The following is a 21,671-nucleotide window of genomic DNA, read 5'->3' on the forward strand; positions in this document are numbered from 1 at the left end:
TCACGGCACCGGCCTCGATCACTGCCAAAGGCCCGACCGAAACCCCATCGCCCAATTGCGCCGAAGGATCGATCACAGCGCTTGGATGGATGCCGAGGGCGTTTGCGATTTGCGCGATCGTAAAGGTCATGCGGTCTCCCGGGTCAGGTGCTGCACCTGTTTGGGGAGAGGTTTAACTGCGCCCGGCCCGCAGGGCCACCCCTTCGTTGTTCAGCGCGCGCCACAGGATCTGATCGCGGCCGTAGACGTCATCGCGATAGTTCATGTGGCCCTTCGCCGAGGTGAAGGCGGTGCGATAGATCAGGTGCACCGGGATCGGCGTTTCCAGCGGAACCTTGGTGTTCTTGCCGGACTGCAGCGTGCGCTGAAAATAGCCTTCGGGATCGTCCATCTGAGGCGCGAGCAGCTCATAGGCGAACTCATGAGGATCATCCAGACGGATGCAGCCGTGGCTGAAGGCGCGGACCTCGCGCTTGAACAGGTGCTGCGACGGCGTGTCGTGCAGGTAGATGTTGTACTTGTTCGGGAACAGGAACTTCACCGTCCCCAAGGCATTGCTCGGCCCCGGGGGCTGGCGCATGGAAAAGGGAAAGTTGCGCGACGAAGCATAGGCCGCCACCGTTTCCCGGCTGACCACGCGGCCCCGGTAATCGACGATCTCAAGATGCCCGGCGGCATAGGGATTGCTGCGGATCGCGGGCAGGTATTCGCCCCGGATGATCGACTGCGGCACGAACCAGTACGGATTGATGACCATCCGCTCCATCACGTCCGAGAATTCCGGCGTCCGACGGTCCGCGTCCTGTGCCCCGATGACCGACCGCGTCTTGAAGGTCACCTTGTCATCATCAATGATCTCGGCGTGGAAATCGACGAGGTTGACCAGAACGTGCCGCTTGCCGCGGCCTTCGGGCAGGTTGAGCCAGCGTTCACGCTCCATCGCGACCATGATCGACTTCAGTCGCTCCTCGGGCGCGGTGTTGATCGCCCGCATGGTGCCGCCGCCGACGACGCCATCGACCGGCAGGCCGTTGTCTTCCTGGAATTCACGCACGGCCGCCTGCATGGCATCATCGAAGGTCATGCTCAGCGACGGCTTCATGTATTCCATCGCCACCAGACGATTGCGCAGCGCCACCACGGCATTGCCGGAATCCCCCGGGCGCAGGCTACCTGCGGAAACGGTGGGGCCCCAGCCGCCCTGGCCGATCTTGTGCTCAAGGCGCAGCTTGGCGCGCATCAGTCGAGAGTATTCCGGGCTGGACGGCACAAAGCTGAGAAACACCGCCTTAGGGTCTTCCTCTGTCAGGCGGGTCAGCAGTTGCTGCGGATCGCGACGCGGCAATTCACGCTTGATGTCCGGGATGATCTTGCCGGGTTCCAGAATGCCGGACTGCAGATCGTTGGCGAACTTGATGAAGGTCTTGGTCAGTTCGATTTCCAGCAGCCCGCGCGACCGGCCATCCGTGGCGCCAGCCATCTGCGCCAGCAGCCGGTCGGCGTTGTAGCGTCCTTCGGGAAGGCCATGCACATCCGCCATCTCGACGGCTTCGAGCAGCGCCAGCCTGCGCGCCCGGTCCTCTTCGCCCGCCCCGGTCCAGATCGGCGCGAAATCCCGCGCCCTGTAGAATGCCGCGATGCTCTCGTCATCGGCGATGTTTTCCGCCACCGCCTGTTTGAATGCCGTAATCTTGAGATTGAGGCTATCGCCCCCCTCTGCCGCCATTCCGGCAGTTGCCACCAACCAGACCGTCCCGGCGGTTGCCAGGGTCCGCAGCATCGACCGCGCATCCACTCCGTTCATCAAAAAATCCTTCATCTTAACTACCATCCCGATAAATACCGTGCATACAAGGCGGTACAACTGTCTATTCACAAATTCGCCAAGAAGTCGACGGTTGCGTCTCAGAGTTGAATAAGAGCATTCCCGCCACACCAATTGCATTATGGGCAAATTCTCGCCACTTCCCCCTTGATCATTACAATTCGGCTCAAACCGGTCTTTTTTGCGGCTTCGATTCGTGCCATACCATTATCGACATCTGGGGATAGATGGCAGGCGGCGCACAACGATGCGCCCGATCAGGTAACACGGCGACTACGGGACAGGCGCTCACATGACAGAGACAAAGACTGGCGGCTTTACGCGCCGCGGACTTCTTCGCGCATTCGCTGCGACCACTGTTGCAGCCGCGCCAACCTTTTCCAATGCTGCAGGCTTCCTGCGCGGATCCGGCGATATCCGCCGAATCCGGATGTATTCCGGTCGCACCGGGGAACGCCTCGACATGATCTACTGGGTCGAGGGCGACTATCTCGCCGACGCATTGAAAGAGGTCAACTTCTTCATGCGCGACTGGCGGTCCGACGAAACCAGGACGATCGATACGCGGACGATCGACATCATGGCGGCGGCGCACAACCTTCTCGACGTCAGCGAACCCTACATGCTCATTTCCGGCTATCGCAGCCCGTCGACCAACGCCATGTTGCGTTCACGGTCTTCCGGTGTGGCGAAGAACTCGCGCCACCTGCGCGGGCAGGCAGCCGACCTGCGGCTGTCATCGCGCTCCGTCAACCAGATGTACCGCGCGGCGTCGGCCTGCAAGGCGGGCGGTGTCGGGCGCTATTCCGGTTCGAACTTCGTGCACATGGATTGCGGTCCGGTGCGCAGCTGGGGCAGCTGAACCCTCCCTATCAAAGCATTCTCGTGTAAAAGGCGTCCCATCCGGGGCGCCTTTTGTTTTTCGCCGATCTGCGCACCCGGGGACAGTCAGGTATTCCATACGCGTTACAGCCGTCGTGGCATCAAGCCGCCGACAGCTTAACAACGCATGAAGGGCTGTCCGGTTCCGTAAATATGAAGAAAAGAAGTGGCGCGGTTGACGGGGCTCGAACCCGCGACCCCCGGCGTGACAGGCCGGTACTCTAACCAACTGAGCTACAACCGCGCTATCGCGTCGGGCCGCTGCGTTTCGGGGCAGTGTTGGCGCGGTTGACGGGGCTCGAACCCGCGACCCCCGGCGTGACAGGCCGGTACTCTAACCAACTGAGCTACAACCGCTTGACTGCCGCCGTGACCGCTTGGCCGTGGCGTGAGAGGCCTTCTATGCGCAGCCCCCCGGGTCGTCAAGCGCTTTTGAGGCAGAAATCGGCGCATTTTTGCAAACACCCCAGTGACGAAATCTTGCCACAGTCCGTTGCGGATTTGACACGACGCTCAAAGGCCAATTCCCGCATTCGGGAATTGGCTTGCCAAACGATAAGGCACCCGGCTTTCTCGGAGGGTCTGCCCGCCTTCCACTGCCAAGGTTGTCCCAATGTCATATTTTTCGCGCCGGAATTTTCTGTCCGCCGGCACTGCTGCTCTTGCATTCGCCCGTCCCGATGCCCTTTGGGCAGCCCCCAAGATCAGCCTCCCAAAGGACATGGTGTCCGATGGATGGGTGACGGTGACAGCCGTCAAGACGGCCTCTCCGGTTGTGGCGATGACGTTTGATGACGGGCCGCACCCGACCCTGACTCCCCGACTCCTCGATATGCTCAAAGCGCGTGGTTTGCGCGCAACTTTTTATTGTATTGGTAACAGGGTCGTCACGTGGCCCGATATTGTCAAGCGCATTGCGGACGAAGGGCACGAAATCGGCAACCACAGCTGGTCACACCCGAATCTTGCCGGGTATTCGGACAAATACGTGCTCAACCAGATCGACCGCACCTCCGATGCGATCTTCAAGATCACCGGCCGTCCGCCCGTCACCTTCCGCCCGCCCTACGGGGCCTTCACCAACCGTCAGCGCCACATGCTGTACCAACAACGCAAACTGCCGACGATCTTGTGGTCCGTCGATCCGCAGGACTGGCGCCGTCCGGGATCCAATGTCGTCGCCAGCCGCATCATTTCGCACACCCGCCCGGGTGCGATCATCCTGACCCACGACATCCAGAGCGGCACCGTCCGCGCCATGCCGCGCACCTTGGACACGCTGACCCAGCGCGGGATGAAATTCGGCACGATGAGCCAGATGATGGGCTGGCCGCTCTGGCAACAACGCAATTTCACGCGGCTCGCCTCCGCTGGCTGACAGCCGGTCCGGACAGCCCCGCAGACACCAAGGCCGTGCGCTCTGTCAGAGCCGCGGCCTTTGTCTTTCCTGCGCCCTTTGCCGGGTCCGTCCGCCCCCTTTCAGCGTTCGGGCAGCGGGATGAACTCGGCATCGTCACCGGGCGGCAGGTGGAACCGCGCGTTGTTCTGCCAATCGCCCCGGCGCCAGGCTTCCTTGGCCTCTTCGATCCGCTCACGCGAGGAGGCTACGAAGTTCCACCAGATGAACCGATCTCCCTCCAGCGTCTCACCGCCCAGCAACATCAGCCGCGCCCCCTTTGGCCCCGCCTTCAGGGACACCCGGTCGCCGGGACGGAACACCATCATCCGTCCGGCCTCGTATCGCTCACCGGCCACCTCCACCGCGCCCTCGACCACGTAGACACCGCGATCCTCATGCTCATCCGGCAGCGGAATCGCCGCCCCGGACTCCAGAACCGCATCTGCATAGAACATCTCTGATGCCGTCTTGACCGGGGCCCGCGCGCCCCAGGCATTGCCAAGGACCAGGCGCACAGTCTTTCCTTCGCCCTCCATCTCGGGCAGGTCTTCGGCCCCGGCATGGATGAACTCCGGCGCGCGGTCTTCGTGATCCTTTGGCAGCGCAACCCATGTCTGAATCCCGAAAAAGGGCATCGGTTCGGTCTGTGTCGCGTCATCTGTACGCTCGGAATGGGTGATCCCCTGCCCCGCCACCATCCAGTTGACGGCCCCCGGTTCGATCCATTGATCGGTGCCAAGGCTGTCGCGGTGGTGCATCCGTCCGCTGTAAAGGTAGCTGATCGTCGCCAGACCGATATGCGGATGCGGGCGCACATCCAGCCCACGGGTCGGCAGCAACTCCGCCGGACCCATCTGGTCGAAAAAGATGAAGGGCCCCACCATCTGGCGTTTCGGCGCGGGCAAGGCGCGGCGCACCTCGAACCCGCCCAGATCACGGGCGCGCGGAACGATCAGGGTCTCAATGGCATCCACCTCGTCCCCCATGGGGCAATGCGGATCAAGCGCAGGATTCCAGCTCATGTCACGACCTCCGGGTTTGACGTATTACAAGGTAGATCATTGTTCTTCGCACGCAATCTGCGCTTGCGGATCATCAGCGTGCATTACTGCACAACTAAACCCGCACTGGGGTGACGCTGCGACACCCGCGCACAAGCCTTGTCGCCGCGCGGGCGGCAATGATAATTCAGGGAACAAGTCGTTCTGATTTCGCATTATCTGTTTGAACGTCTCCCTAACGGCTGATTGCGTCGTGTCTTATAAACCTATGCAGGTGCTCACATTCTTCGATATCCTTGGCGGGCGGTTCACGCTTGCGCCAAAGGAACTTGTCAGCCTGATGCGCAACAGGACAACCCTGACCTATCTCGGGTTGGTCTATGTTTTGCTGATCGTCACCGACGTGCCGGACCTTCGGGATCGCGTTGCCCTGCCTGTCATCCTGACTGCCTGGGCCCTGCTCATGGTGGTGTTCCATGCAGCGGTCTGGCTCGTGATCTCCATCGTCGCGGGGCTTCAACGGCAATTCGGCCCGCGGGTCTGGCCCGGGCCGGTGATCGTCCTCGGCTCCCTCCCGCCGGCCATTCTGGCCGGACAGGCGGTTGTCTATCTCGGGACGGCTGGCCGGGTGGTGGTGCCCATCCTGCCCAGCCTGTTCTATTACTGGCTGATCGCAGAGCTGTTTGGCCTGATCTATTTCCGCTACGTGCGGTTTCACGTCGATGGCCGGACCGGCGACGTCCAGCCCCGGACCGACGCCCCTCCGCCCGCCATTCCCGAAGAGCGCCACATCGTGATCGGAACGCAACCGGTGCCGCTGTCCCGCCTGCACCACATCGAGGCCCACGAACACCATGTGCTGATCACCATGGACGGGCAGAGCATCACCCATCGCGGCCGCCTCAGCGACATCGTCGCGCAAACCGGCCCCGATGACGGCCTGCAACCGCACCGCTCCTGGTGGGTCTCGGCCAATGCCGCGCGCGATCTGACCCGCGAAGGCCAGCGCCACCTGCTGCAACTGGACGATGGCACCCGCGTCCCCGTCGCCCGCACCCGTCTGGACCAGGTCCGCGACTGGCTGGAGCGCCGGGACTAGCCAGAGCAGGACGAGCGCTCTTGTTGCCGCCCCTCCCTGTTGCTAGGGCTGCCGTGGTTTCACAACTAGGCGCATCTTCATGACCGACACCCCCGATCAGGACACCGACATGATCCGTTTCGGATGGGAGGAATGGGTGGCATTGCCCGACCTCGGCCTGCCCGCTCTGCGGGCCAAGGTCGACACCGGCGCGCGTACATCGGCGCTGCACGCCTTTGACATCGAAACATTCGGCCCCGCCTCCGCGCCCAAGGTCCGTTTCACCGTCCACCCGGTGCCCGGACGCGATGATCTGGTGATCCCCTGCTCGGCCCGGATCGTCGACCGCCGCAATGTCACCTCGTCGAACGGCGAAACCGAATCGCGCTACGTCATCGCCTCGACCCTGCGCGTGGGCGAGGAAAGCTGGCGCATCGAGATGACGCTGACCGACCGCTCCACCATGGCTTCGCGCATGTTGCTGGGCCGCGAGGCGCTGAAGGATCACATCACCATCGTCGCCACCGACCGCTTTCAGCAGCCGAAACTCAGCTACGACGTCTACACCACCGCCCGCATGCGCCAGAACGCTCCCAACCGGTCCCTGCGCATCGCCGTCCTCAGCCGCGAGGACAATTATTCCAGCCGCCGTTTCGTCGAAGAGGGCGAAAAGCGCGGTCACACGGTCGAGGTCATCGACACCACCCGCTGTTACATGGCGATCAACGCGCTCTCGCCCGAGGTCCATTACGACGGCAAGCGCCTGCCCCGCTACGACGCCGTCATCCCGCGCATCGGCGCCTCTGTCACCTCTTACGGTACCGCCGTCATCCGGCAGTTCGAAACCATCGGCACCTTTTGCGTGAACGGGTCCGACGGCATCACCGCCTCCCGGGACAAGCTGCACGCCCATCAGCTGATGGCGCGGCACAAGATCGGCATGCCCAACACCGCCTTTGCCGCCTCGCCCAAGGACACACAGTCGCTGATGCGGCTGGTCGGCACCGCGCCGCTGATCGTCAAGCTGCTGGAATCGACCCAAGGAAAGGGCGTCGTGCTGGCGGAAACCAAGAAGGCGGCGGAGTCCGTCATCGACGCCTTTCGCGGGCTCAAGGCCAATTTCCTCGTGCAGGATTTCGTCAAGGAATCCGCCGGAGAGGACATCCGCTGTCTGGTGGTCGGCGGCAAGGTCGTCGCGGCGATGAAACGCACCGGGGCAGAGGGCGATTTCCGCTCCAACCTGCATCGCGGCGGTTCCGCGCAAAGCGTGCGCATCACCAAGGAAGAGCGTGACGCCGCCGTCCGCGCTGCCCGCGCCTTTCGCCTCAACCTTGCCGGGGTTGACCTGCTCCGCTCCGACGCCGGGCCCAAGGTGCTGGAGGTCAACTCCAGCCCCGGCCTTGAAGGTATTGAAACCGCGACCAAAAAGAACATCGCGGCACTCCTGTATGACCATCTGGAGGCCAAGGTGCGCCCCGCACCCGTGCGGTCCAGAAAAAGCATGAACGAGGAATAAATCCGGTCGACGGCCAAGAAAGACAGGGCGCGGCGCGTCACACTGGTGAGAACAGATTTGCTTTCACCAGAGGACATTTGCCATGTTTCGCCCTTTTCTGATCTTTGCCGTCAGCCTTTTCTGTGCCGCCCCGGCTTTTGCCCGGGACAACATCAGGGATTTCCTGACCACCAGTGAACTCACCTTCTCCGGTGAGGCACGCGCCTTTGCCGATGGCTCCGTCCGCCTCACACCACCCAAAGGCGGTGTCAGGGGCAGTGTCTTTTCCAGCCAGAAGCTGCCCACCAACACCTTTTCCACCTTCTTCGCCTTCGACATCACCCGGCCCGGAAACGGCGGCGCCGACGGGATCGTCTTCATCCTGCAAAACCGCTCTGCCAGCCTGGGCGGCAATGGTCAGGGCATGGGGTATCTGGGCGTAACGGAGTCGGTCGCCATCGAATTCGACACATGGAAAAATGATCGGCACGACCCGGACGGCCGCCATATGGCCCTGCTGGTCGACGGCAAGATCACCCATGACAGATACCGGCCTGCCAGCCTGCGCGGCAATTTCGAAAACAACGGACCGTGGTATGTCTGGATCGACTACGATGGCACAACGCTGGAGGCCCGCCTCTCCAACAAGCGCCAACGCCCTCTGCGTCCCTCGATTTCCCAGGTGATCGACATTCCCCGCCTGCTCGATGCCGAAGAGGCCTGGATCGGGTTTTCCGCCGCCTGCGGATGGGCCTATGCGGCGCATGACATCCTCGAATGGACCTACGTGGACCGCTACGCGCCCGAAGAGGTCGCCGAGTCGACTGAAACTGCCCCTGGCGGGACCGGCCAATAGCGCAAAGACCGTGCGGGGGCCTTTACCGCGCCCGCCGCATTCCCTATATAAAACGTCAGCTTTTCGGAGACGAGGACCACAATGACCGAGCAGAACCCACCGCTCGAAGGTGCACCGCTGATCGCACCCTCCAGCACCGACCATCCGCTCTATGACACCGTGGTCGAGGCCTGCCGCAGCGTCTATGACCCGGAAATCCCGGTGAACATCTACGATCTCGGGCTCGTCTACACGATCGAGATCAACCCCGAGGCCGAGGTGCGCATCGTCATGACCCTGACCGCGCCGGGCTGCCCCGTCGCCGGTGAGATGCCGGGCTGGGTCGCCGAGGCGGTCGAACCGCTGCCGGGCGTCAAACAGGTCGACGTGGACCTGACGTGGGAACCGCCCTGGGGCATGGAAATGATGTCCGATGAGGCGCGGCTGGAACTGGGCTTCATGTAAAATCGCTGTGCCGCGGGCGACGCAGGGTTTTGCCCCTGTCGCCCCGGCCCAAAAACAGATATGGCATGGACATCATTTGAATTGTTCCCATGCCCCCCATTGCCCAGAAACCGCCGCGTCTTGTCACGCTTGTCCTGATCACCATTCTGGGCATCGTGTCGGTCAACATGTTCCTGCCGTCGCTGCCGAACATGGCGCAGGCCTATGCCATCACCTATGCGCAGGCCAGCCTGTCGATCTCTGTCTTCATGATGATCACGGCGGTCCTGCAGGTCGTGATCGGCCCGCTGTCGGACCTTTACGGGCGGCGGCCCGTGCTGCTGTGGTCGCTGGCGATCTTTACGCTGGCCTCTCTGGGCACCGCGCTCGCGCCGGATTTCACCACCTTCATGGCGTTTCGCGTCCTGCAATCCTCTGTCATCGCCGGAAACGTGCTGTCCCGCGCCATCGTGCGCGACACCTCTCCACCCAGTGAGGCGACCGCGCGGCTTGGCACCATCGGCATGGCCATCGCACTGGGTCCGATGCTGGCACCGGTGGTCGGCGGCACGCTGGATCAGCTCTTGGGCTGGCGCGCGACACTCTGGGTCTTCTTCCTGTCCGGTGCCGCGCTGGTCTACCTCTGCTGGCGCGATCTGGGAGAGACCAACGCCACGCGCGGTCAGGGATTCGCCGCGCATTTCCGCGCCTATCCCGCCCTGCTGACGAATGTCGGCTTCTGGTCCTACACCTTTTCCGTCGGTCTGGGGCTGGGCACCTTCTTTGCCTATCTCGCGGCCACCCCCATTCTGGCCGACGTGGTGTTTCACCTGCCACCAAGCGCGGTGGGCGCGCTGATCGGCCTGCCCCCCATCGGATTCATCTGCGGCAGTTACGTCTCGCGCCGGATCGGCGGCAGGCTGGCCACCGCACCCATGGTCGTGATCGGGCGGCTGGTCGCGGTTGTCGGGCTGGGCGCGGCCCTGCCGCTGTGGTGGTTCGGCTCTGGCTCGGCGTTCAGCCTGTTTGTCCTGATGCCCGTCATCGGCCTGTCGAACGGGATCAGCACGCCTGCGGGCCTGTCCGGCGCCATGTCCGTGCGCCCGGATCTGGCGGGCAGCGCGGCGGGTCTGTCGGGCGCGGTCACGGTGGGCTGCGCCGCGGCCTTGACCTCCGTATCCGGCGTCCTGATGGGCACCGCGCCGGATCCGGCGCGGATGCTCTGGCTGCTCTGGGGGCTGGCGCTCTTGTCGGTTCTGACCGCCCTGCCCGCCCTGCGCACCGCCCCGGAACCCGGCCCCGCCCCCGGCTGATCGCCGTCACACAGCTTTCATGCCCCGGTCAGCGCCCTGACCTGCATCCCGGCCTCCCTGATCTCACAGATGAAAGACGGCGCGCTGAACAACAGGCCGCAGTCCTGCCTTGTCCAGACATCCAACGCAAAAGTGCCCGATCTGGGCACCATCACATGGACGCTGGAACGCTCCCGCCCGCCCCCGTGCGGAACAACCCGAGCCCCCAAGGCGTTGCCATCCCGATGCATCGCCTGACAAAATCCCGCCCCGCGCCGCTTCTTCTGGGCCTTTGCCTGCTCCTGCTGGCCGCCATCGCGCCCCTCTCCGCGCAGGCCCAATCGGATGACGCGCCCTGGTTCGAGGTGGACAGCCTGAACAGCGGCCTTGGCCCCGCGCCGGCCAGCATCGACCGCAGCACGCCCCGCGCCACCATGGAATCGCTCCTGCGCATTCCCACCGATGGCCCCGTCTCCGCCTCGCGCGCCCACCTTCTGGATCTCTCTGATATTCCCCCGGAGGATCAAACCACCCGCGGCGCCTTTCTGGCAGAGCAACTGGTCAGCGTGATCCACCGCCGCGCCGTGCTGGACTGGGGCCAGATCCTCGACCGGCCCGATGCGCTGGACGCGCGCCAGACCTCCAACTCCGCCACCGCCGGGATGAAACGCCGCTCGCTGCTGGTCTGGGAGATCGAACTGGACGGCATCCCCGCCGCCATCCGCCTCAACCGGATCAAACCGGCGGGCGGCGATCCGGTCTGGGTCGTCTCCCGCCAGACCGTGCAGAAGATCCCCGCGCTCTACGACGCCTACGGCCCCTCTGGCTACGAGGAACATCTGCCCGATGTCCTGCGCCAGACCGCCTTCTGGCGACTGATGTGGTGGGAGGTGATCGGCCTGCCCCTGCTGGCGCTGCTGGCAGCACTTGCCGGACAGGGCACCGCCGTCGCCCTGCGCCGCGTGGGCCGTCACGCCACCCGCCGCATCACCACCGCCGCCTTTCGCGCCGCGCGCATGCCGCTGGTGCTGGTGGCCGTGGCGCTGACGCTGGCGGTGGGCACGCAGACCATCTTTGTCTTTTCCGGACGGCTGAACAGCGTCCTGACCCCGCTCATCGCCGCGGGGTTTGTCACCGCCGCGCTGATGCTGATCGTCAACGTGATAGAGGTCATCCTCGACCAGATCACCGGCTTTGACGAGATGGACCTGACCCGCCAGCAATTCGATGAGGCCCGCACCCGCGCAACCCGCATCGCCGCCCTGCGCCGCATCCTTGTCATCATCGTCTTCCTCTTCGGCTTCGGCATCGTCCTCGCCTCGGCCAACCTGTTCCGCACCTACGGCTTTTCGCTCTTGGCCTCGGCGGGCGTGCTGACGCTGATCTTGGGCTATGCCGCGCGCACCATCCTGACCAACATCCTTGCCTCACTGCAGATCGCGCTGAACCAATCCGCCCGCATCGGCGATCGCGTCGTCTACAAGGAGGCGCTCTGCCACGTTGAGCGGATCAATTTCACCTATGTCCAACTGCGCGACTGGGACGGCACCCGCCTTGTGGTGCCGGTCAGCGAATTCGCCTCCACCACCTTTGAAAACTGGACCCTGAAAGAGCCTGAAATGCTGCGGGTCCTGCGCTTCAAACTGGCGCCCGATACCGACATCGACAAGATGCGCGCCGTCTTCGAAGAGGTTCTGGACGAATTGGATCAGGCGGAACTGGACGACCGCGAAAAATCCGCCGTCCGCGTCACCGGGCAGGATGCCTTTGGCATCGACGTCTGGTTCATGGTGCCCTGCCGTGACCCCAACACCTCGTGGGACGTGGCCTGCCTTGCGCGTGAGGCGCTGCTCAGCAGGCTGTCCCGGATGGAAGAGGAAGAAGAGGTGACACTTTTCCCGCAGGCCTCGCTTGCCGCCGAGGCAGTCAGCCCCGATCCGGCGGCCGCCTGACAGGCCTCAGTCCCGGCAATAGCGCAGGTCCGCCGCGTGGCCAAAGCACATGGGGTTGAGGTGCAGCCGCCCCTCCAAGACTGCGCCGGGATCCCGTCCCATTTTCGCCAGCACCAAGTTGCGCAGATAGGCCGTCGGTTCGGTATAGAAGTTCGCGGTCACCCAGCGCATGTGATTGCGCGGAATGAAGTCCGGCTGCGCCCCTACAAAAGCCAAATGAAACCGCTCGATCTCCGCCGCCCGCGCCGCTTTCATTGTAGCCACCTCGGCCTGCCACCCCGCCACTTCCTCGGGCCACAGCACACGGCCAAACTCCTCCAACACCCTGTCCGCGATAATGACATCCACCACCAGCAGCCCGTCGGCCTTGCGCGCCTCCCAATCCTCGCGCCAGATTTCCAGCTGCATCCGGTAGGCCAGAGCCGACGACGCCCGCTGCTGCATTTCCGACATCGGCGGGACCATCGGCATCCCAAAGCCATCCGTCCGCGCCAGCGTGCTGTTCTTCGCCATGAGCTGCCCATGCGCCCGCAGCATCGCCACCCGGCGCAGATGCGCGTCCCGTACCCCGGCGGGTGCGTCCTGAAACCGCTCCGCAATGCAGGCTGTGATCCGCTCCCACGCGCCTGGATTGGCCCGCTCAAAGGCATAGGCCCCGCTGCCAAACCCTGCCTTGATCCGCTCGTATTCGAACAACTTGTCGTCAGAGCCGACGAATTTCCCGTGCCGGGTGTCGATCCACCTGATCTCCTGGGGAAACGGGATCTCTGTCTCCTCTGCCCCGAAAGCCTCATAATAGGGCTGCTGCCAGTCAAAAAACGCGGCACAGACATCGTTGCGCGGCTGATCCGCGCTGGCCGCCGCGCCTGCAAATGCCGCCGCCACAACCATGCAAATCACGCAGAAAAAATGCTTCATTCCATATCCCATCCAAAAATCAACAGGCCCGGCGACAACACCGCGTGCCGGCTGCCTCTTGAGTAGACGCAGCCGCTGCCCTAAATCTTGGAATTGAAAGAGAGGTTTCGCAAATGTTTGCAATACCCGGTCAGTCCCCCGTGACGATCACCCCCGCCGCCGTGACCCAGATCCGCAAGCTGATGGAGCGCGACAGCCGCTTCGGCCTGAAGATCGGCGTCAAGAAAGGCGGCTGCGCGGGCATGGAATACACCATGGACTACGTCGATGCGGCTGACAAAAACGATGAGGTCGTGGAACAGGACGGCGCGCGCGTGCTGATCGCGCCGATGGCGCAGATGTTCCTTTTCGGCACCGAAATCGACTATGAGACCTCGCTGCTCGAATCCGGCTTCAAGTTCCGCAACCCCAACGTCGAAGACGCCTGCGGCTGTGGCGAGTCGATCAAGTTCAAGGATGTCGAGGAACTCTCCGCAGAACGCGATCAGGCCCGGTGAGCCTCTCCGCCGAAGAGATCGCCTTTGCCAAGGACCTCTTCTCCGGTCTCGGGAACATCACGACCCGCAGGATGATGGGCGGTCTGTGCCTCTATCATGAGGGCACGATCTTTGCGCTTGTGCATTCGGACGGCAACATCCTGATCAAGGGCGCAGGCCCCTTCATCGACCGGCTGGAGGAGATGGGCTGCACCCGCTGGACCTATACCCGCAAGGACGGCAAGGGCGCAGCCATGCCCTACTGGAGCCTCCCCGGATCGGCACTGGACGACCCGGAAGAGGCGGTGGCACTGGCCCGTGAGGCCCTGCGCCACCTGTAACGGAAAACCGGGGACGCCCCCGGCACCCCTCTCGCTCAGGCCGCCGCCGCCATCGCGCGCTGGTCAAACTCCATCGCCGCCTGATGCGCGGCCTGCGCCTGACAGCGCGCTACCCAATCGCGGATCACCGGCACATCCGGCACAAGATCCGGCAACCAGTTGAAGGTGGAGCAGATCAGGACATCCGCCGCCGAATAGGCCTCGCCCATCAGCCAATCCGCCCCGTCCAGCGCGGTTTCCAGCGACGTCAGCACCGTCTCCCAATCGCGATAGGTGGTTTGCAGGATCGGATGCGACAGCTCGGCCAGCTTCGTCACCACCACCGGCTCCATCACGTTTCCATACCACGCCATCCACGCCAGAAAGGCGCCGTGCTCCGGCGTGCCGACCTTTGGGGCCAGCCCGGCCTCGGGAAACAGGTTGGTCAGATGGATCATGATCGCATCGCTTTCGCGGATGACCGTGCCGTCATGGTCCAGCAGCGGCACCTTGCCGTCCGGATGCGGGTTCTCCGGATCGCGCGCCCCGCTCCCGTCCTGTCGGGGCACTTCTGTCAACCGGATTCGGACCCGGTCCTGTGCCCCCAGCGCGTGGATCAGTTCCACCACCCGGGATGAGCGGCTGAAAGGAGCGTGATAAAGCGTCAGCATGTGAATTTCCTTTTCGGTGCAGTTTGCCTGCACCGGGAATGCCACACGCCCTTGTCAGTTTCTGTCAGCAGCCGACGCGCCATCCGCGTTCTGCAAATGCACATAGGTCTCGTTGAACCGCTTCTGCAGGTGCTCACCTGCAAGGATCACCTGCCCCGACCCGATCGGCGCCACGTTGGTCATGTAATCGGGGTTGAAGAACAGCGGCACCGAAATCCGCTCTTCCGCCGTGCCCTTGACCCGGTGCAGCGTCGCCTTGACCCGCCCGCCTGTCCAGAGCTCCAGCATCTCGCCGAAGTTGATCACAAACTCCCCCGGCCGCGCCTCCACCGGCAGCCAGGACCCGTCGCGCAGCAGCACCTCCAGCCCGGCAACCCCGTCCGACCCAAGCAGCGTCAGACAGCCGTAATCGGTATGCGCGGCGATGCCGAAATCCTTGTCCCCCGCCCAATCGGGCCGCGGCGGGTAATAATTCCCCCGCAACAGCGCCATCGGCCGTGCGAACTTGTCATCGAAAAATCCGCGCTCCTCCCCGATCGCCTCTGCAATCCCCCGCAACAGCCCCAGCGCCACCGCCCGCGCATCGCGGTAATAGGCCTCGATCACCTCGCGAAACCCTTCGGGCCGCGCGGGCCAGAGGTTCGGCGCATAGACCGACAGGCCGGACTCCGGATCCTCGAACCCGCTGTCAAAGACCTGCTTGTAATCGGGGTTGGCCTCGGGATCGACCTGCTCGCTCTGCGGCGCGCCCCAGCCCCGGTTGGACCCGGTCGCCGCCATGTCCACCCGCCGCTTTTCCGCCTCCGGCAGATCGAAAAACGCCCGGTAGGCGGCCAGCACAAAGCGCATCCGCGCCGCCGAAATCGCCGTGTTGCCGACGATCAGGAACCCGATCTCCTCGGCCCCGCGCCGCAGCTCTGCCAGCGTCTCGGGATCCCGCGCCGCGATTTTTGCCGCATCCAGCTTCGGTATCATGCCATGCCCCTTCGAAACCCGCCGCTTCCTCCGCCGCTTCCCTTGTCATGACGCCGCGCTGCTATCAACCGGGCTTGACGCCGCGCCCGCCGCATTGAACAAACCTCCAAAGAGTTATGGGAGTTGGGCGACATGCGACAGAAACTGGCTGCGGGCAACTGGAAGATGAACGGCACGCAAGAGGCCTTGGCCGAACTCACCGCGATCGACGCCGCCGCCGGAGGGGCTGCTGAGGTACTGATCTGCCCGCCCGCCACGCTGATCGCCGCCGCCGCCCAAACCGCCGAACGCACCCATATCGGCGGGCAGGACTGCCACCCCAAGGCCTCGGGCGCGCATACCGGCGACATCGCCGCCGCCATGCTCAGGGACGCGGGCGCCAGCTATGTCATCCTCGGCCATTCCGAACGCCGCGCCGATCACGGTGAATCCGATGCGCTGATCCGGGACAAGACCCGCGCCGCATGGGACGCCGGGCTGACCACGGTGGTCTGCGTCGGCGAAACGCTGGACCAGCGCGAACATTCCAACACGCTCGACATCATCGGCGGGCAACTGGCGGGCTCCATCCCCGACGGCGCCACCGCGCACCGCCTCGTCGTCGCCTATGAGCCGGTCTGGGCCATCGGCACCGGCAAGGTGCCGACGCCGGATCAGATCGGCGATGTGCATGATTTCATCCGCGCCCGGCTGGAACGCCGCTTTGGCGCGGGCGTGGGCCGCTCCACCCGCATCCTCTACGGCGGCTCGGTCAAGGCTTCGAACGCGGAAGAAATCTTTGCCGTCTCCAACGTCGACGGCGCATTGGTTGGCGGGGCCAGCCTCAAGGCCGCGGATTTCGTGCCAATCATTCAGGCGCTGAACAAGGCGGCCGAGGCGTAACCCGCCCCCGAAATCCCACGTAGGGCGGGGTTCACCCCGCCACCAGCCCCAAACGCAAGAAACGGCGCCCCCTGGGGGACGCCGCCTTTTCCTCATGGACCAAGCTCAGAGCAGGCCGAACGCGTAGCCAACGGCCCGCGCCATCATCTCGGCATCGCCGCGCAGCATGGCGATCACTGCGTAGATCAGCACCAGTCCCCGGCAAATCCACTTCCATTGCATCAGTGCAAGGAACACCCGCCGCGCCTTCTCAAACATCGTTTCCATATCGACCTTTCTTTTTTGATCTTTGAGGCTGGCCAGCCGGTTGCTAGGCTCCCATCGGGAACACCCTCAATTTGAGCGAAACGCATTTTCGAATCCGGACGGGTTCAGGCGGACTCACCGGACGGAAACAGGCGGAAATGGCATCTTTTGGCGAATTGCTGGGGCAGGAAATCCGCGAGAAACGCGAGCGCCGCGGCTGGACGCAACTTGACCTCGCGCTGACCGCCCTTGGCGACGTAAACGCCGAACGCCGCATCCGCGACTATGAAACCGGCAAGGTTGGCCGCCCGCAGGCCAGGGTCTATCAACCGATCTGCGACGCGCTGAACATCACCCGCCAAACCATCGGCGCGCTCAAGGCACAGGCGGCGGACGCGAAAACCGTCACCAATGACGAACTTCTCGTCCTGCGCAATGAAAAAGGCTCTCTCGAACAGGCCCTCTCAGACCTGAAAACCCTCACCCGCGCGCAACTCGAAACCCTTGCAAGCCGCTTTGAACTGGACAAACCCTATGACGCCAGCGACGGCGCGCTGGTCGAATACCTGAGCAACAAGGCACAGGACTTCCGCGCCCTGCGCGCCGAGGTCGACGCCATCGACGACGGCATCAAGGCGCTGTCCAACCTCAAAGCCTCCGCCATGGTCGCTTTTGACAGCGGCGATCTGGACGAGGTCGAAACCCTCCTGTCCCGCGTGCAGGAAGTCGCCAAAGACGAGGCCGCCAAAGCCGCCGAAATCCGCGCCGACGCCGCCCTGCTTCGGCAACGCACAGGCTTTGCCCGCGCCCTGCTGCTCGACGCCGCCGACAGCTTTGCCATTCTCGATCCGCTGGAACCCGCGCGGCGTCGCTTGACCTATGGGAAAAAATTCTATGACCACAGCCTACGCTATGGCGGCGACGGGTTGGAGATCGCAGCGGAACTCTGGAAAAAATGTATCGACCTTTCGGAACGGGAAGGCGACGACATCCTGCGGGGCAAGGCGCTTTCAAATCTGGGCGCTGCGCTCGAAATCCGAGGCACCCGCACCAAGGGCCCCGAGGGCGGGGCGTTGCTGGCGCAGGCGGTCACTGCCTTTCGCGCCGCACTTGAAGTCCACACCCGCAAGACACATCCCGTGGACTGGGCCACTACGCAGAACAACCTCGCGAATGCGCTCCGAAACCAAGGCACCCGCACCGAAGGCCCCGAGGGCGCGGCACTGCTGGCGCAGGCAGTCACCGCCTACCGCACCGCACTGGAGGTCACCACCCGGGATGCGCATGACGTGGACTGGGCCGTGACGCAGAACAACCTCGCCATTGCGCTCGCAACCCAAGGCATCCGCACCTACGGCCCCGAGGGCGCGGCACTGCTGGCACAGGCGGTCACCGCCTACCACGCCGCACTGGAGGTCTTCACCCGCGACGCTTTTCCCGTGCAATGGGCCACGACGCAGAAAAACCTCGCCGCTGCGCTGCGAAATCAAGGCACCCGCACAGACGGCCCCGAGGGCGCGGCGCTGCTGGCGCAGGCGGTCACCGCCTACCGCGCCGCACTTGAGGTCCGCACCCGCGACGCTTTTCCCGTGGACTGGGCCTCGACGCAGAACAACCTCGCCGGTGCGCTCCAAAACCAAGGCAGCCGCACCGACGGCCCCGAGGGCGCGGCGCTGCTGGCGCAGGCGGTCAGCGCCTTCCGCGCCGCACTGGAGGTCACCACCCGCGACGCTTTTCCCGTGCATTGGGCCATGACGCAGGAAAACCTTGCCTTGGCCGAAATGGCGCGGGCGGAGCACGACACCTGCACGGATCCTCTGCCGCACCTACGCGCCGCGCTGGATCATGTCACCGCCGCGCTGGAGGTCTTTGCCCCCGAACACATGCCCTACAACTTCACCAAGGCTTTCAAACTCAAAACCCGTCTCGAAGAAAAAATCGCCGCTCTCGACAAACCGTAGGCCGGGCTTCAGCCCGGCACGCCGCCACCCGCGCCTGCCCCTCGGCCCGCCGCAGCGCCTCGATCAGCATGGACCGTTCCACCTGCGCCAGCCGCTCGGTCAGGCCAAGGTTTTCCTCCGTCGCCGATGCCTCCCCCAGCCCCAGAACGAACCGCATGGCCGCGCTCATCAAGGCCCGCGCATTGCCCGGCCAATCCTGCGCCATCAGCCCGGAAATCACCTCCTCCGTCACCTCCGGCGCCGTCAGCCCCGCCTGCTCCGCCGCCTGCGCCACATAGTGCCGGAACAGCACCGGAATATCCTCGGGCCGTTCCGACAGCGCCGGGATGCGGACCTGACAGACCTCCAGCCGGTAATAGAGATCGGTGGACAGCCCGCCCTGCCCGACCGCCTCGGTCAGGTCCCGCGCGCTGCCCCCGATCAGCACCACATCGCCCCGTTCCAGAAGGTCCAAGAGCGCCAGCTGCGCGTCCTGCGACAGCGCCCCGATCCCGTCAAGGAACAAAGTCCCGCCCAGACAGCGCGGCCAAAGCTCCACCAGATCCGCCCGCGTCAGCCCCGCCGCCGCGCGTTTCTCAAACGGGCCCTTGCCCCGGTTCGAGGCAAGATGAATGACCTCCGCCACCTTGGAAATCCCCGACCCCGGTGCTCCGGTCACCAGCGCATCGGTCCCCGCTCGCGCCGCCACCCGCACCCGCGCCCGCAACCGCTCGGCCGCGGCAGAGACGCCAAAGATCATCCGCGCCGCCGGGTCACCCGCCTCCAGCTGCTGCTTCAGCCGCCGGTTTTCCAACACCAGCGCTCGGGTCTTCAGCGCGCGGGCCACGACGGCGGTGAAATCCGCCGGGCTGCAGGGCTTTTCAAGGAAATCGAACGCCCCCTGCGACATCGCCTTGACCGCCATGGGAATGTCCCCCTCGCCGGTCAGCAGGATCACCGGCAGATCCGGGTCCCGCGCATGGGCATAGTCCAGCAGGTGGAAGCCGTCACGCCCCGGCATCCGGATGTCAGAGACGATCACCCCGTCAAAGGCCGGACCGATGTGATCCTTGGCCTCCACAAAGGACCCCGCAGTCAGCGCATCGAAATCGGCAAGATCAAGCGTCTGGCCCAATGCCTCGCGCACGGCGGCATCGTCATCGACCAGCAGGACACGGTTCACCATGCGTGCACCCCGGTGAGACGGCGGGCGGGGCGATGTTCGCCCAACGAACGAGCGGTGTCCCCCGTCCTCATGCCGCCAGATCCTCGCGCCAGAGATCAAGCTCGACCATGAAACACGCCCCCTTTTCCGCGTTTTCGCCCCGGATGCGGCCACCGAAACTTTCCACCAGTCCGTAAGAGATCGACAGGCCAAGTCCCATGCCTGCGCCCACTTCCTTGGTGGAATAAAACGGCTCGAACACCTTTTCCGGATCGGCAAGGCCCGGACCGGTGTCCTGAACCCGCACCACCAGACGCGATCCGACCTCCATGTCGATGGTGATCGCCTTGATATCCTGTCCCGCCATCGCATCGGCGGCGTTGTTGATCAGGTTTACAAAGACCTGCCCCAGCCGCACCTCTCCGCCCATGACCCAGACCGGCGTGGGCCACTCCCCGGCCGCCCAGTGCAGCGTCACACCGTCTGACGCCAGCCGCGCCTCTGTCAGTTCCACGGCCGAGTTGATCACGGCGACGATATCCACCTTGCCCATCGGTTCGCTTTCGTTGCGGGCAAAGGCGCGCAGGTTCTTGATGATCCGTGCCGCCCGCGCCGCCAGTGCAGCGATCCGGTCAAGGTTGGCGCGCGCCTTGTCCGGCTTGCCCTTGTCCATCAAGGCGACACCGTTCTCGGCAAACTGGCGGATCGCCATCAGGGGCTGGTTCAACTCGTGGCTGATCCCCGCGGACATCTGCCCAAGCGCGCTCAACTTGCCCGCCTGCACCAGATCCGCCTGTGCCCGTCGCAGGGCCGCCTCGGCCTCTTCCCGCTCTCCCACCTCGTGCCGCAACGCGGTGTTGGCCGTCTCCAGATCCTGCGTCCGCGTCCTGACCCGTTCCTCCAGTTTCGCATTGGCCTGCGCCAGCGCCCGACGCCGCACCGTGGCGAGAAACAGAAGCGAGCCGAAGAACAGGCACAAAACGACCAGTACCGCCGCCTGCAGGCCCGCCAGTCGCAGCGCCGGCCCCACATCCACCAGCGCTTCCCCCGTCAGCCCGATGACGGGCAAAGGCTGCATGATGTGCAGGGCGCGGGCCGGAACATAGGTGCTGACGCGCTGACGCCAGATTTCATGCGCTCCGACATTGCGGATCTCGATGCTCTCGATCTGGCCGGACGGTCCGGTCAGGCGCTCCCCGTCCCGCTGCCAGAACAGCAACTCTGACCGGTTGGTGATAAAGACCCGGTTCAGCGCATCGGTGAAAAAGACCGACGGTCGAGATCCGCTCCATTCGCGTTCCATGGCCTCGATATCCACGGCAAGGACCAGCACGCCACGCACCCCCCCTGCGGGATCAAAGGCGGGCTTGGCGTAGTAGAACAAGCGCCGGTCGAGGTCACTGCTGATCCCGTGATGCGCGCCAAGTGCCCCCTGCGCCGCGCGCAGGAACCACGGCTGCGCCATCAAATCGTCGGGCGCCTCACCTTGGGCCGAGGCCAGAACCCGCCCCTCACGGTCGGTGTAAAACGCCATGGCCGCACCTGTCCGGTCCATGTTACGCAACAGCAGCTGATCCGCGGTCTCGCGGTCGCCGCCATCGTGCAGCACCGCCAGCGCGGGCTGGTCCACCATCACAACGGCCAGGGCCCGGTAGCGCAACAGCCCCGTGACCAGACGATCCGCTGCCAATGCCAGATCGGACTGGCCGCGCGCCGCCACCTGTCGCAGCGCCTCGGCATAGCTATAGCTCCATGCCAGCCAGCCCAGCACGGCCACACCGGCGACGAAGAGCCCGACAATCAGGCCACGGGTCGAAGCTTTTTCCTCCATGTCCCATCCTTAGCGTCCCCTTGCCATGCCGGACAAGAAGCGCA

20 protein-coding genes and 2 tRNA genes are annotated in these 21,671 nt (G+C 64.4%); 12 read left to right on the forward strand and 10 right to left on the reverse strand.

Going from position 1 to position 21,671, the window contains the following annotated elements; genetic code table 11:
• Positions 1–172: 172 nt before the first annotated feature.
• Entirely contained in the window at positions 173–1,819 is a 1,647-nt protein-coding gene (locus ACTXGA_RS00005; RefSeq protein ID WP_443391035.1) for a L,D-transpeptidase family protein, read from the reverse strand.
• A gap of 298 nt (positions 1,820–2,117) precedes the next feature.
• Here ACTXGA_RS00005 and mepK point away from each other — a divergent pair, with 298 nt between their 5' ends.
• A complete protein-coding gene (mepK, locus tag ACTXGA_RS00010) occupies positions 2,118–2,687 on the forward strand; it encodes a peptidoglycan L,D-endopeptidase MepK (protein ID WP_443391036.1) in 570 nt (189 codons plus the stop codon).
• A gap of 187 nt (positions 2,688–2,874) precedes the next feature.
• On the opposite strand, the gene ACTXGA_RS00015 is transcribed toward mepK, so the two are convergent.
• Both ACTXGA_RS00015 and ACTXGA_RS00020 read right to left on the reverse strand, forming a co-directional pair.
• A tRNA-Asp gene (locus ACTXGA_RS00015) sits at positions 2,875–2,951 on the reverse strand.
• Positions 2,952–2,987: 36 nt separating this feature from the next.
• Positions 2,988–3,064: transfer RNA gene (locus ACTXGA_RS00020), tRNA-Asp, on the reverse strand.
• A gap of 256 nt (positions 3,065–3,320) precedes the next feature.
• On the opposite strand from ACTXGA_RS00020, the gene ACTXGA_RS00025 reads away from it, so the two are divergent.
• Positions 3,321–4,085, forward strand: a complete 765-nt coding sequence (locus tag ACTXGA_RS00025) for a polysaccharide deacetylase family protein (protein ID WP_443391037.1) — start codon at positions 3,321–3,323, stop codon at positions 4,083–4,085.
• Positions 4,086–4,186: 101 nt separating this feature from the next.
• Here the strand turns inward: ACTXGA_RS00025 and ACTXGA_RS00030 are convergent, their stop codons facing one another.
• The gene (locus tag ACTXGA_RS00030) at positions 4,187–5,128 is read right to left on the reverse strand and encodes a pirin family protein (RefSeq protein WP_443391038.1); all 942 of its coding nucleotides are present in this window, start codon (positions 5,126–5,128) and stop codon (positions 4,187–4,189) included.
• A gap of 232 nt (positions 5,129–5,360) precedes the next feature.
• Between ACTXGA_RS00030 and ACTXGA_RS00035 the strand changes: the two genes are divergently transcribed.
• The 6 genes from ACTXGA_RS00035 to ACTXGA_RS00060 all read left to right on the forward strand — a co-directional run bounded on the left by ACTXGA_RS00035 (position 5,361) and on the right by ACTXGA_RS00060 (position 12,203).
• Positions 5,361–6,206 carry a LytTR family DNA-binding domain-containing protein gene (locus tag ACTXGA_RS00035; protein WP_443391039.1) on the forward strand — a complete coding sequence of 282 codons (846 nt, stop codon included), beginning with the start codon at positions 5,361–5,363 and terminating at the stop codon, positions 6,204–6,206.
• Positions 6,207–6,285: 79 nt separating this feature from the next.
• Positions 6,286–7,701 (forward strand): 30S ribosomal protein S6--L-glutamate ligase, encoded by a 1,416-nt coding sequence (gene rimK, locus ACTXGA_RS00040; protein ID WP_443391040.1) that lies wholly within the window; start codon positions 6,286–6,288, stop codon positions 7,699–7,701.
• 82 nt (positions 7,702–7,783) lie between these two features.
• Positions 7,784–8,536 carry an L-type lectin-domain containing protein gene (locus ACTXGA_RS00045; RefSeq protein WP_443391041.1) on the forward strand — a complete coding sequence of 251 codons (753 nt, stop codon included), beginning with the start codon at positions 7,784–7,786 and terminating at the stop codon, positions 8,534–8,536.
• Between the two features lie 81 nt (positions 8,537–8,617).
• Positions 8,618–8,980, forward strand: a complete 363-nt coding sequence (locus tag ACTXGA_RS00050; protein ID WP_443391042.1) for an SUF system Fe-S cluster assembly protein — start codon at positions 8,618–8,620, stop codon at positions 8,978–8,980.
• Between the two features lie 89 nt (positions 8,981–9,069).
• Positions 9,070–10,272, forward strand: coding sequence for a multidrug effflux MFS transporter (locus ACTXGA_RS00055; RefSeq protein WP_443391043.1), 1,203 nt, complete (start codon positions 9,070–9,072; stop codon positions 10,270–10,272).
• Between the two features lie 224 nt (positions 10,273–10,496).
• Positions 10,497–12,203 (forward strand): mechanosensitive ion channel family protein, encoded by a 1,707-nt coding sequence (locus tag ACTXGA_RS00060; protein WP_443391044.1) that lies wholly within the window; start codon positions 10,497–10,499, stop codon positions 12,201–12,203.
• 6 nt (positions 12,204–12,209) lie between these two features.
• Here ACTXGA_RS00060 and ACTXGA_RS00065 read toward each other — a convergent pair whose 3' ends face one another.
• Complete coding sequence (locus ACTXGA_RS00065; RefSeq protein ID WP_443391045.1) at positions 12,210–13,121, reverse strand: hypothetical protein; 912 nt, start codon at positions 13,119–13,121, stop codon at positions 12,210–12,212.
• A gap of 113 nt (positions 13,122–13,234) precedes the next feature.
• Here ACTXGA_RS00065 and ACTXGA_RS00070 point away from each other — a divergent pair, with 113 nt between their 5' ends.
• Together ACTXGA_RS00070 and ACTXGA_RS00075 are read left to right on the forward strand one after the other, a co-directional pair.
• Entirely contained in the window at positions 13,235–13,618 is a 384-nt protein-coding gene (locus ACTXGA_RS00070) for a HesB/IscA family protein (RefSeq protein WP_443391046.1), read from the forward strand.
• On the forward strand, positions 13,615–13,938 hold the full coding sequence (locus ACTXGA_RS00075; protein ID WP_443391047.1) for a TfoX/Sxy family protein: 324 nt from the start codon (positions 13,615–13,617) through the stop codon (positions 13,936–13,938). The genes ACTXGA_RS00070 and ACTXGA_RS00075 overlap by 4 nt, the downstream gene beginning before the upstream one ends.
• Before the next feature lie 35 nt (positions 13,939–13,973).
• Here the strand turns inward: ACTXGA_RS00075 and ACTXGA_RS00080 are convergent, their stop codons facing one another.
• Positions 13,974–14,588 carry a glutathione S-transferase family protein gene (locus ACTXGA_RS00080; RefSeq protein WP_443391048.1) on the reverse strand — a complete coding sequence of 205 codons (615 nt, stop codon included), beginning with the start codon at positions 14,586–14,588 and terminating at the stop codon, positions 13,974–13,976.
• 54 nt (positions 14,589–14,642) lie between these two features.
• Positions 14,643–15,563: an isopenicillin N synthase family dioxygenase gene (locus ACTXGA_RS00085; protein WP_443391049.1), complete on the reverse strand. Its 921-nt coding sequence runs from the start codon at positions 15,561–15,563 to the stop codon at positions 14,643–14,645.
• Positions 15,564–15,695: 132 nt separating this feature from the next.
• Here ACTXGA_RS00085 and tpiA point away from each other — a divergent pair, with 132 nt between their 5' ends.
• Positions 15,696–16,445 carry a triose-phosphate isomerase gene (gene tpiA, locus ACTXGA_RS00090; RefSeq protein WP_443391051.1) on the forward strand — a complete coding sequence of 250 codons (750 nt, stop codon included), beginning with the start codon at positions 15,696–15,698 and terminating at the stop codon, positions 16,443–16,445.
• 105 nt (positions 16,446–16,550) lie between these two features.
• Here tpiA and ACTXGA_RS00095 read toward each other — a convergent pair whose 3' ends face one another.
• Positions 16,551–16,712 (reverse strand): hypothetical protein, encoded by a 162-nt coding sequence (locus ACTXGA_RS00095; RefSeq protein ID WP_443391052.1) that lies wholly within the window; start codon positions 16,710–16,712, stop codon positions 16,551–16,553.
• A gap of 137 nt (positions 16,713–16,849) precedes the next feature.
• On the opposite strand from ACTXGA_RS00095, the gene ACTXGA_RS00100 reads away from it, so the two are divergent.
• Positions 16,850–18,652, forward strand: a complete 1,803-nt coding sequence (locus ACTXGA_RS00100; protein ID WP_443391053.1) for a helix-turn-helix domain-containing protein — start codon at positions 16,850–16,852, stop codon at positions 18,650–18,652.
• Here the strand turns inward: ACTXGA_RS00100 and ACTXGA_RS00105 are convergent.
• Both ACTXGA_RS00105 and ACTXGA_RS00110 read right to left on the reverse strand, forming a co-directional pair.
• Positions 18,606–19,817, reverse strand: a complete 1,212-nt coding sequence (locus ACTXGA_RS00105) for a sigma-54-dependent transcriptional regulator (RefSeq protein ID WP_443391054.1) — start codon at positions 19,815–19,817, stop codon at positions 18,606–18,608. The genes ACTXGA_RS00100 and ACTXGA_RS00105 overlap by 47 nt on opposite strands.
• Positions 19,818–19,884: 67 nt before the next feature.
• On the reverse strand, positions 19,885–21,627 hold the full coding sequence (locus tag ACTXGA_RS00110) for a sensor histidine kinase (RefSeq protein WP_443391055.1): 1,743 nt from the start codon (positions 21,625–21,627) through the stop codon (positions 19,885–19,887).
• Positions 21,628–21,671: the final 44 nt, after the last annotated feature.

The sequence above is a fragment of the Antarctobacter jejuensis genome (assembly GCF_052266595.1).
Lineage (GTDB): Bacteria > Pseudomonadota > Alphaproteobacteria > Rhodobacterales > Rhodobacteraceae > Antarctobacter > Antarctobacter jejuensis.

What these genes read in the sequence shown, in the direction of transcription:
- ACTXGA_RS00055 (WP_443391043.1), top strand. Translation starts at nt 9,070, where the DNA reads ATGCCCCCCATTGCCCAGAAACCGCCGCGTCTTGTCACGCTTGTCCTG.
- ACTXGA_RS00030 (WP_443391038.1), bottom strand. Translation starts at nt 5,128, where the DNA reads ATGAGCTGGAATCCTGCGCTTGATCCGCATTGCCCCATGGGGGACGAG.
- mepK (WP_443391036.1), top strand. Translation starts at nt 2,118, where the DNA reads ATGACAGAGACAAAGACTGGCGGCTTTACGCGCCGCGGACTTCTTCGC.
- ACTXGA_RS00085 (WP_443391049.1), bottom strand. Translation starts at nt 15,563, where the DNA reads ATGATACCGAAGCTGGATGCGGCAAAAATCGCGGCGCGGGATCCCGAG.
- tpiA (WP_443391051.1), top strand. Translation starts at nt 15,696, where the DNA reads ATGCGACAGAAACTGGCTGCGGGCAACTGGAAGATGAACGGCACGCAA.
- ACTXGA_RS00095 (WP_443391052.1), bottom strand. Translation starts at nt 16,712, where the DNA reads ATGGAAACGATGTTTGAGAAGGCGCGGCGGGTGTTCCTTGCACTGATG.
- ACTXGA_RS00005 (WP_443391035.1), bottom strand. Translation starts at nt 1,819, where the DNA reads ATGAAGGATTTTTTGATGAACGGAGTGGATGCGCGGTCGATGCTGCGG.
- ACTXGA_RS00060 (WP_443391044.1), top strand. Translation starts at nt 10,497, where the DNA reads ATGCATCGCCTGACAAAATCCCGCCCCGCGCCGCTTCTTCTGGGCCTT.
- ACTXGA_RS00025 (WP_443391037.1), top strand. Translation starts at nt 3,321, where the DNA reads ATGTCATATTTTTCGCGCCGGAATTTTCTGTCCGCCGGCACTGCTGCT.
- ACTXGA_RS00080 (WP_443391048.1), bottom strand. Translation starts at nt 14,588, where the DNA reads ATGCTGACGCTTTATCACGCTCCTTTCAGCCGCTCATCCCGGGTGGTG.
- ACTXGA_RS00045 (WP_443391041.1), top strand. Translation starts at nt 7,784, where the DNA reads ATGTTTCGCCCTTTTCTGATCTTTGCCGTCAGCCTTTTCTGTGCCGCC.
- ACTXGA_RS00100 (WP_443391053.1), top strand. Translation starts at nt 16,850, where the DNA reads ATGGCATCTTTTGGCGAATTGCTGGGGCAGGAAATCCGCGAGAAACGC.
- ACTXGA_RS00065 (WP_443391045.1), bottom strand. Translation starts at nt 13,121, where the DNA reads ATGAAGCATTTTTTCTGCGTGATTTGCATGGTTGTGGCGGCGGCATTT.
- rimK (WP_443391040.1), top strand. Translation starts at nt 6,286, where the DNA reads ATGACCGACACCCCCGATCAGGACACCGACATGATCCGTTTCGGATGG.
- ACTXGA_RS00050 (WP_443391042.1), top strand. Translation starts at nt 8,618, where the DNA reads ATGACCGAGCAGAACCCACCGCTCGAAGGTGCACCGCTGATCGCACCC.
- ACTXGA_RS00105 (WP_443391054.1), bottom strand. Translation starts at nt 19,817, where the DNA reads ATGGTGAACCGTGTCCTGCTGGTCGATGACGATGCCGCCGTGCGCGAG.
- ACTXGA_RS00070 (WP_443391046.1), top strand. Translation starts at nt 13,235, where the DNA reads ATGTTTGCAATACCCGGTCAGTCCCCCGTGACGATCACCCCCGCCGCC.
- ACTXGA_RS00110 (WP_443391055.1), bottom strand. Translation starts at nt 21,627, where the DNA reads ATGGAGGAAAAAGCTTCGACCCGTGGCCTGATTGTCGGGCTCTTCGTC.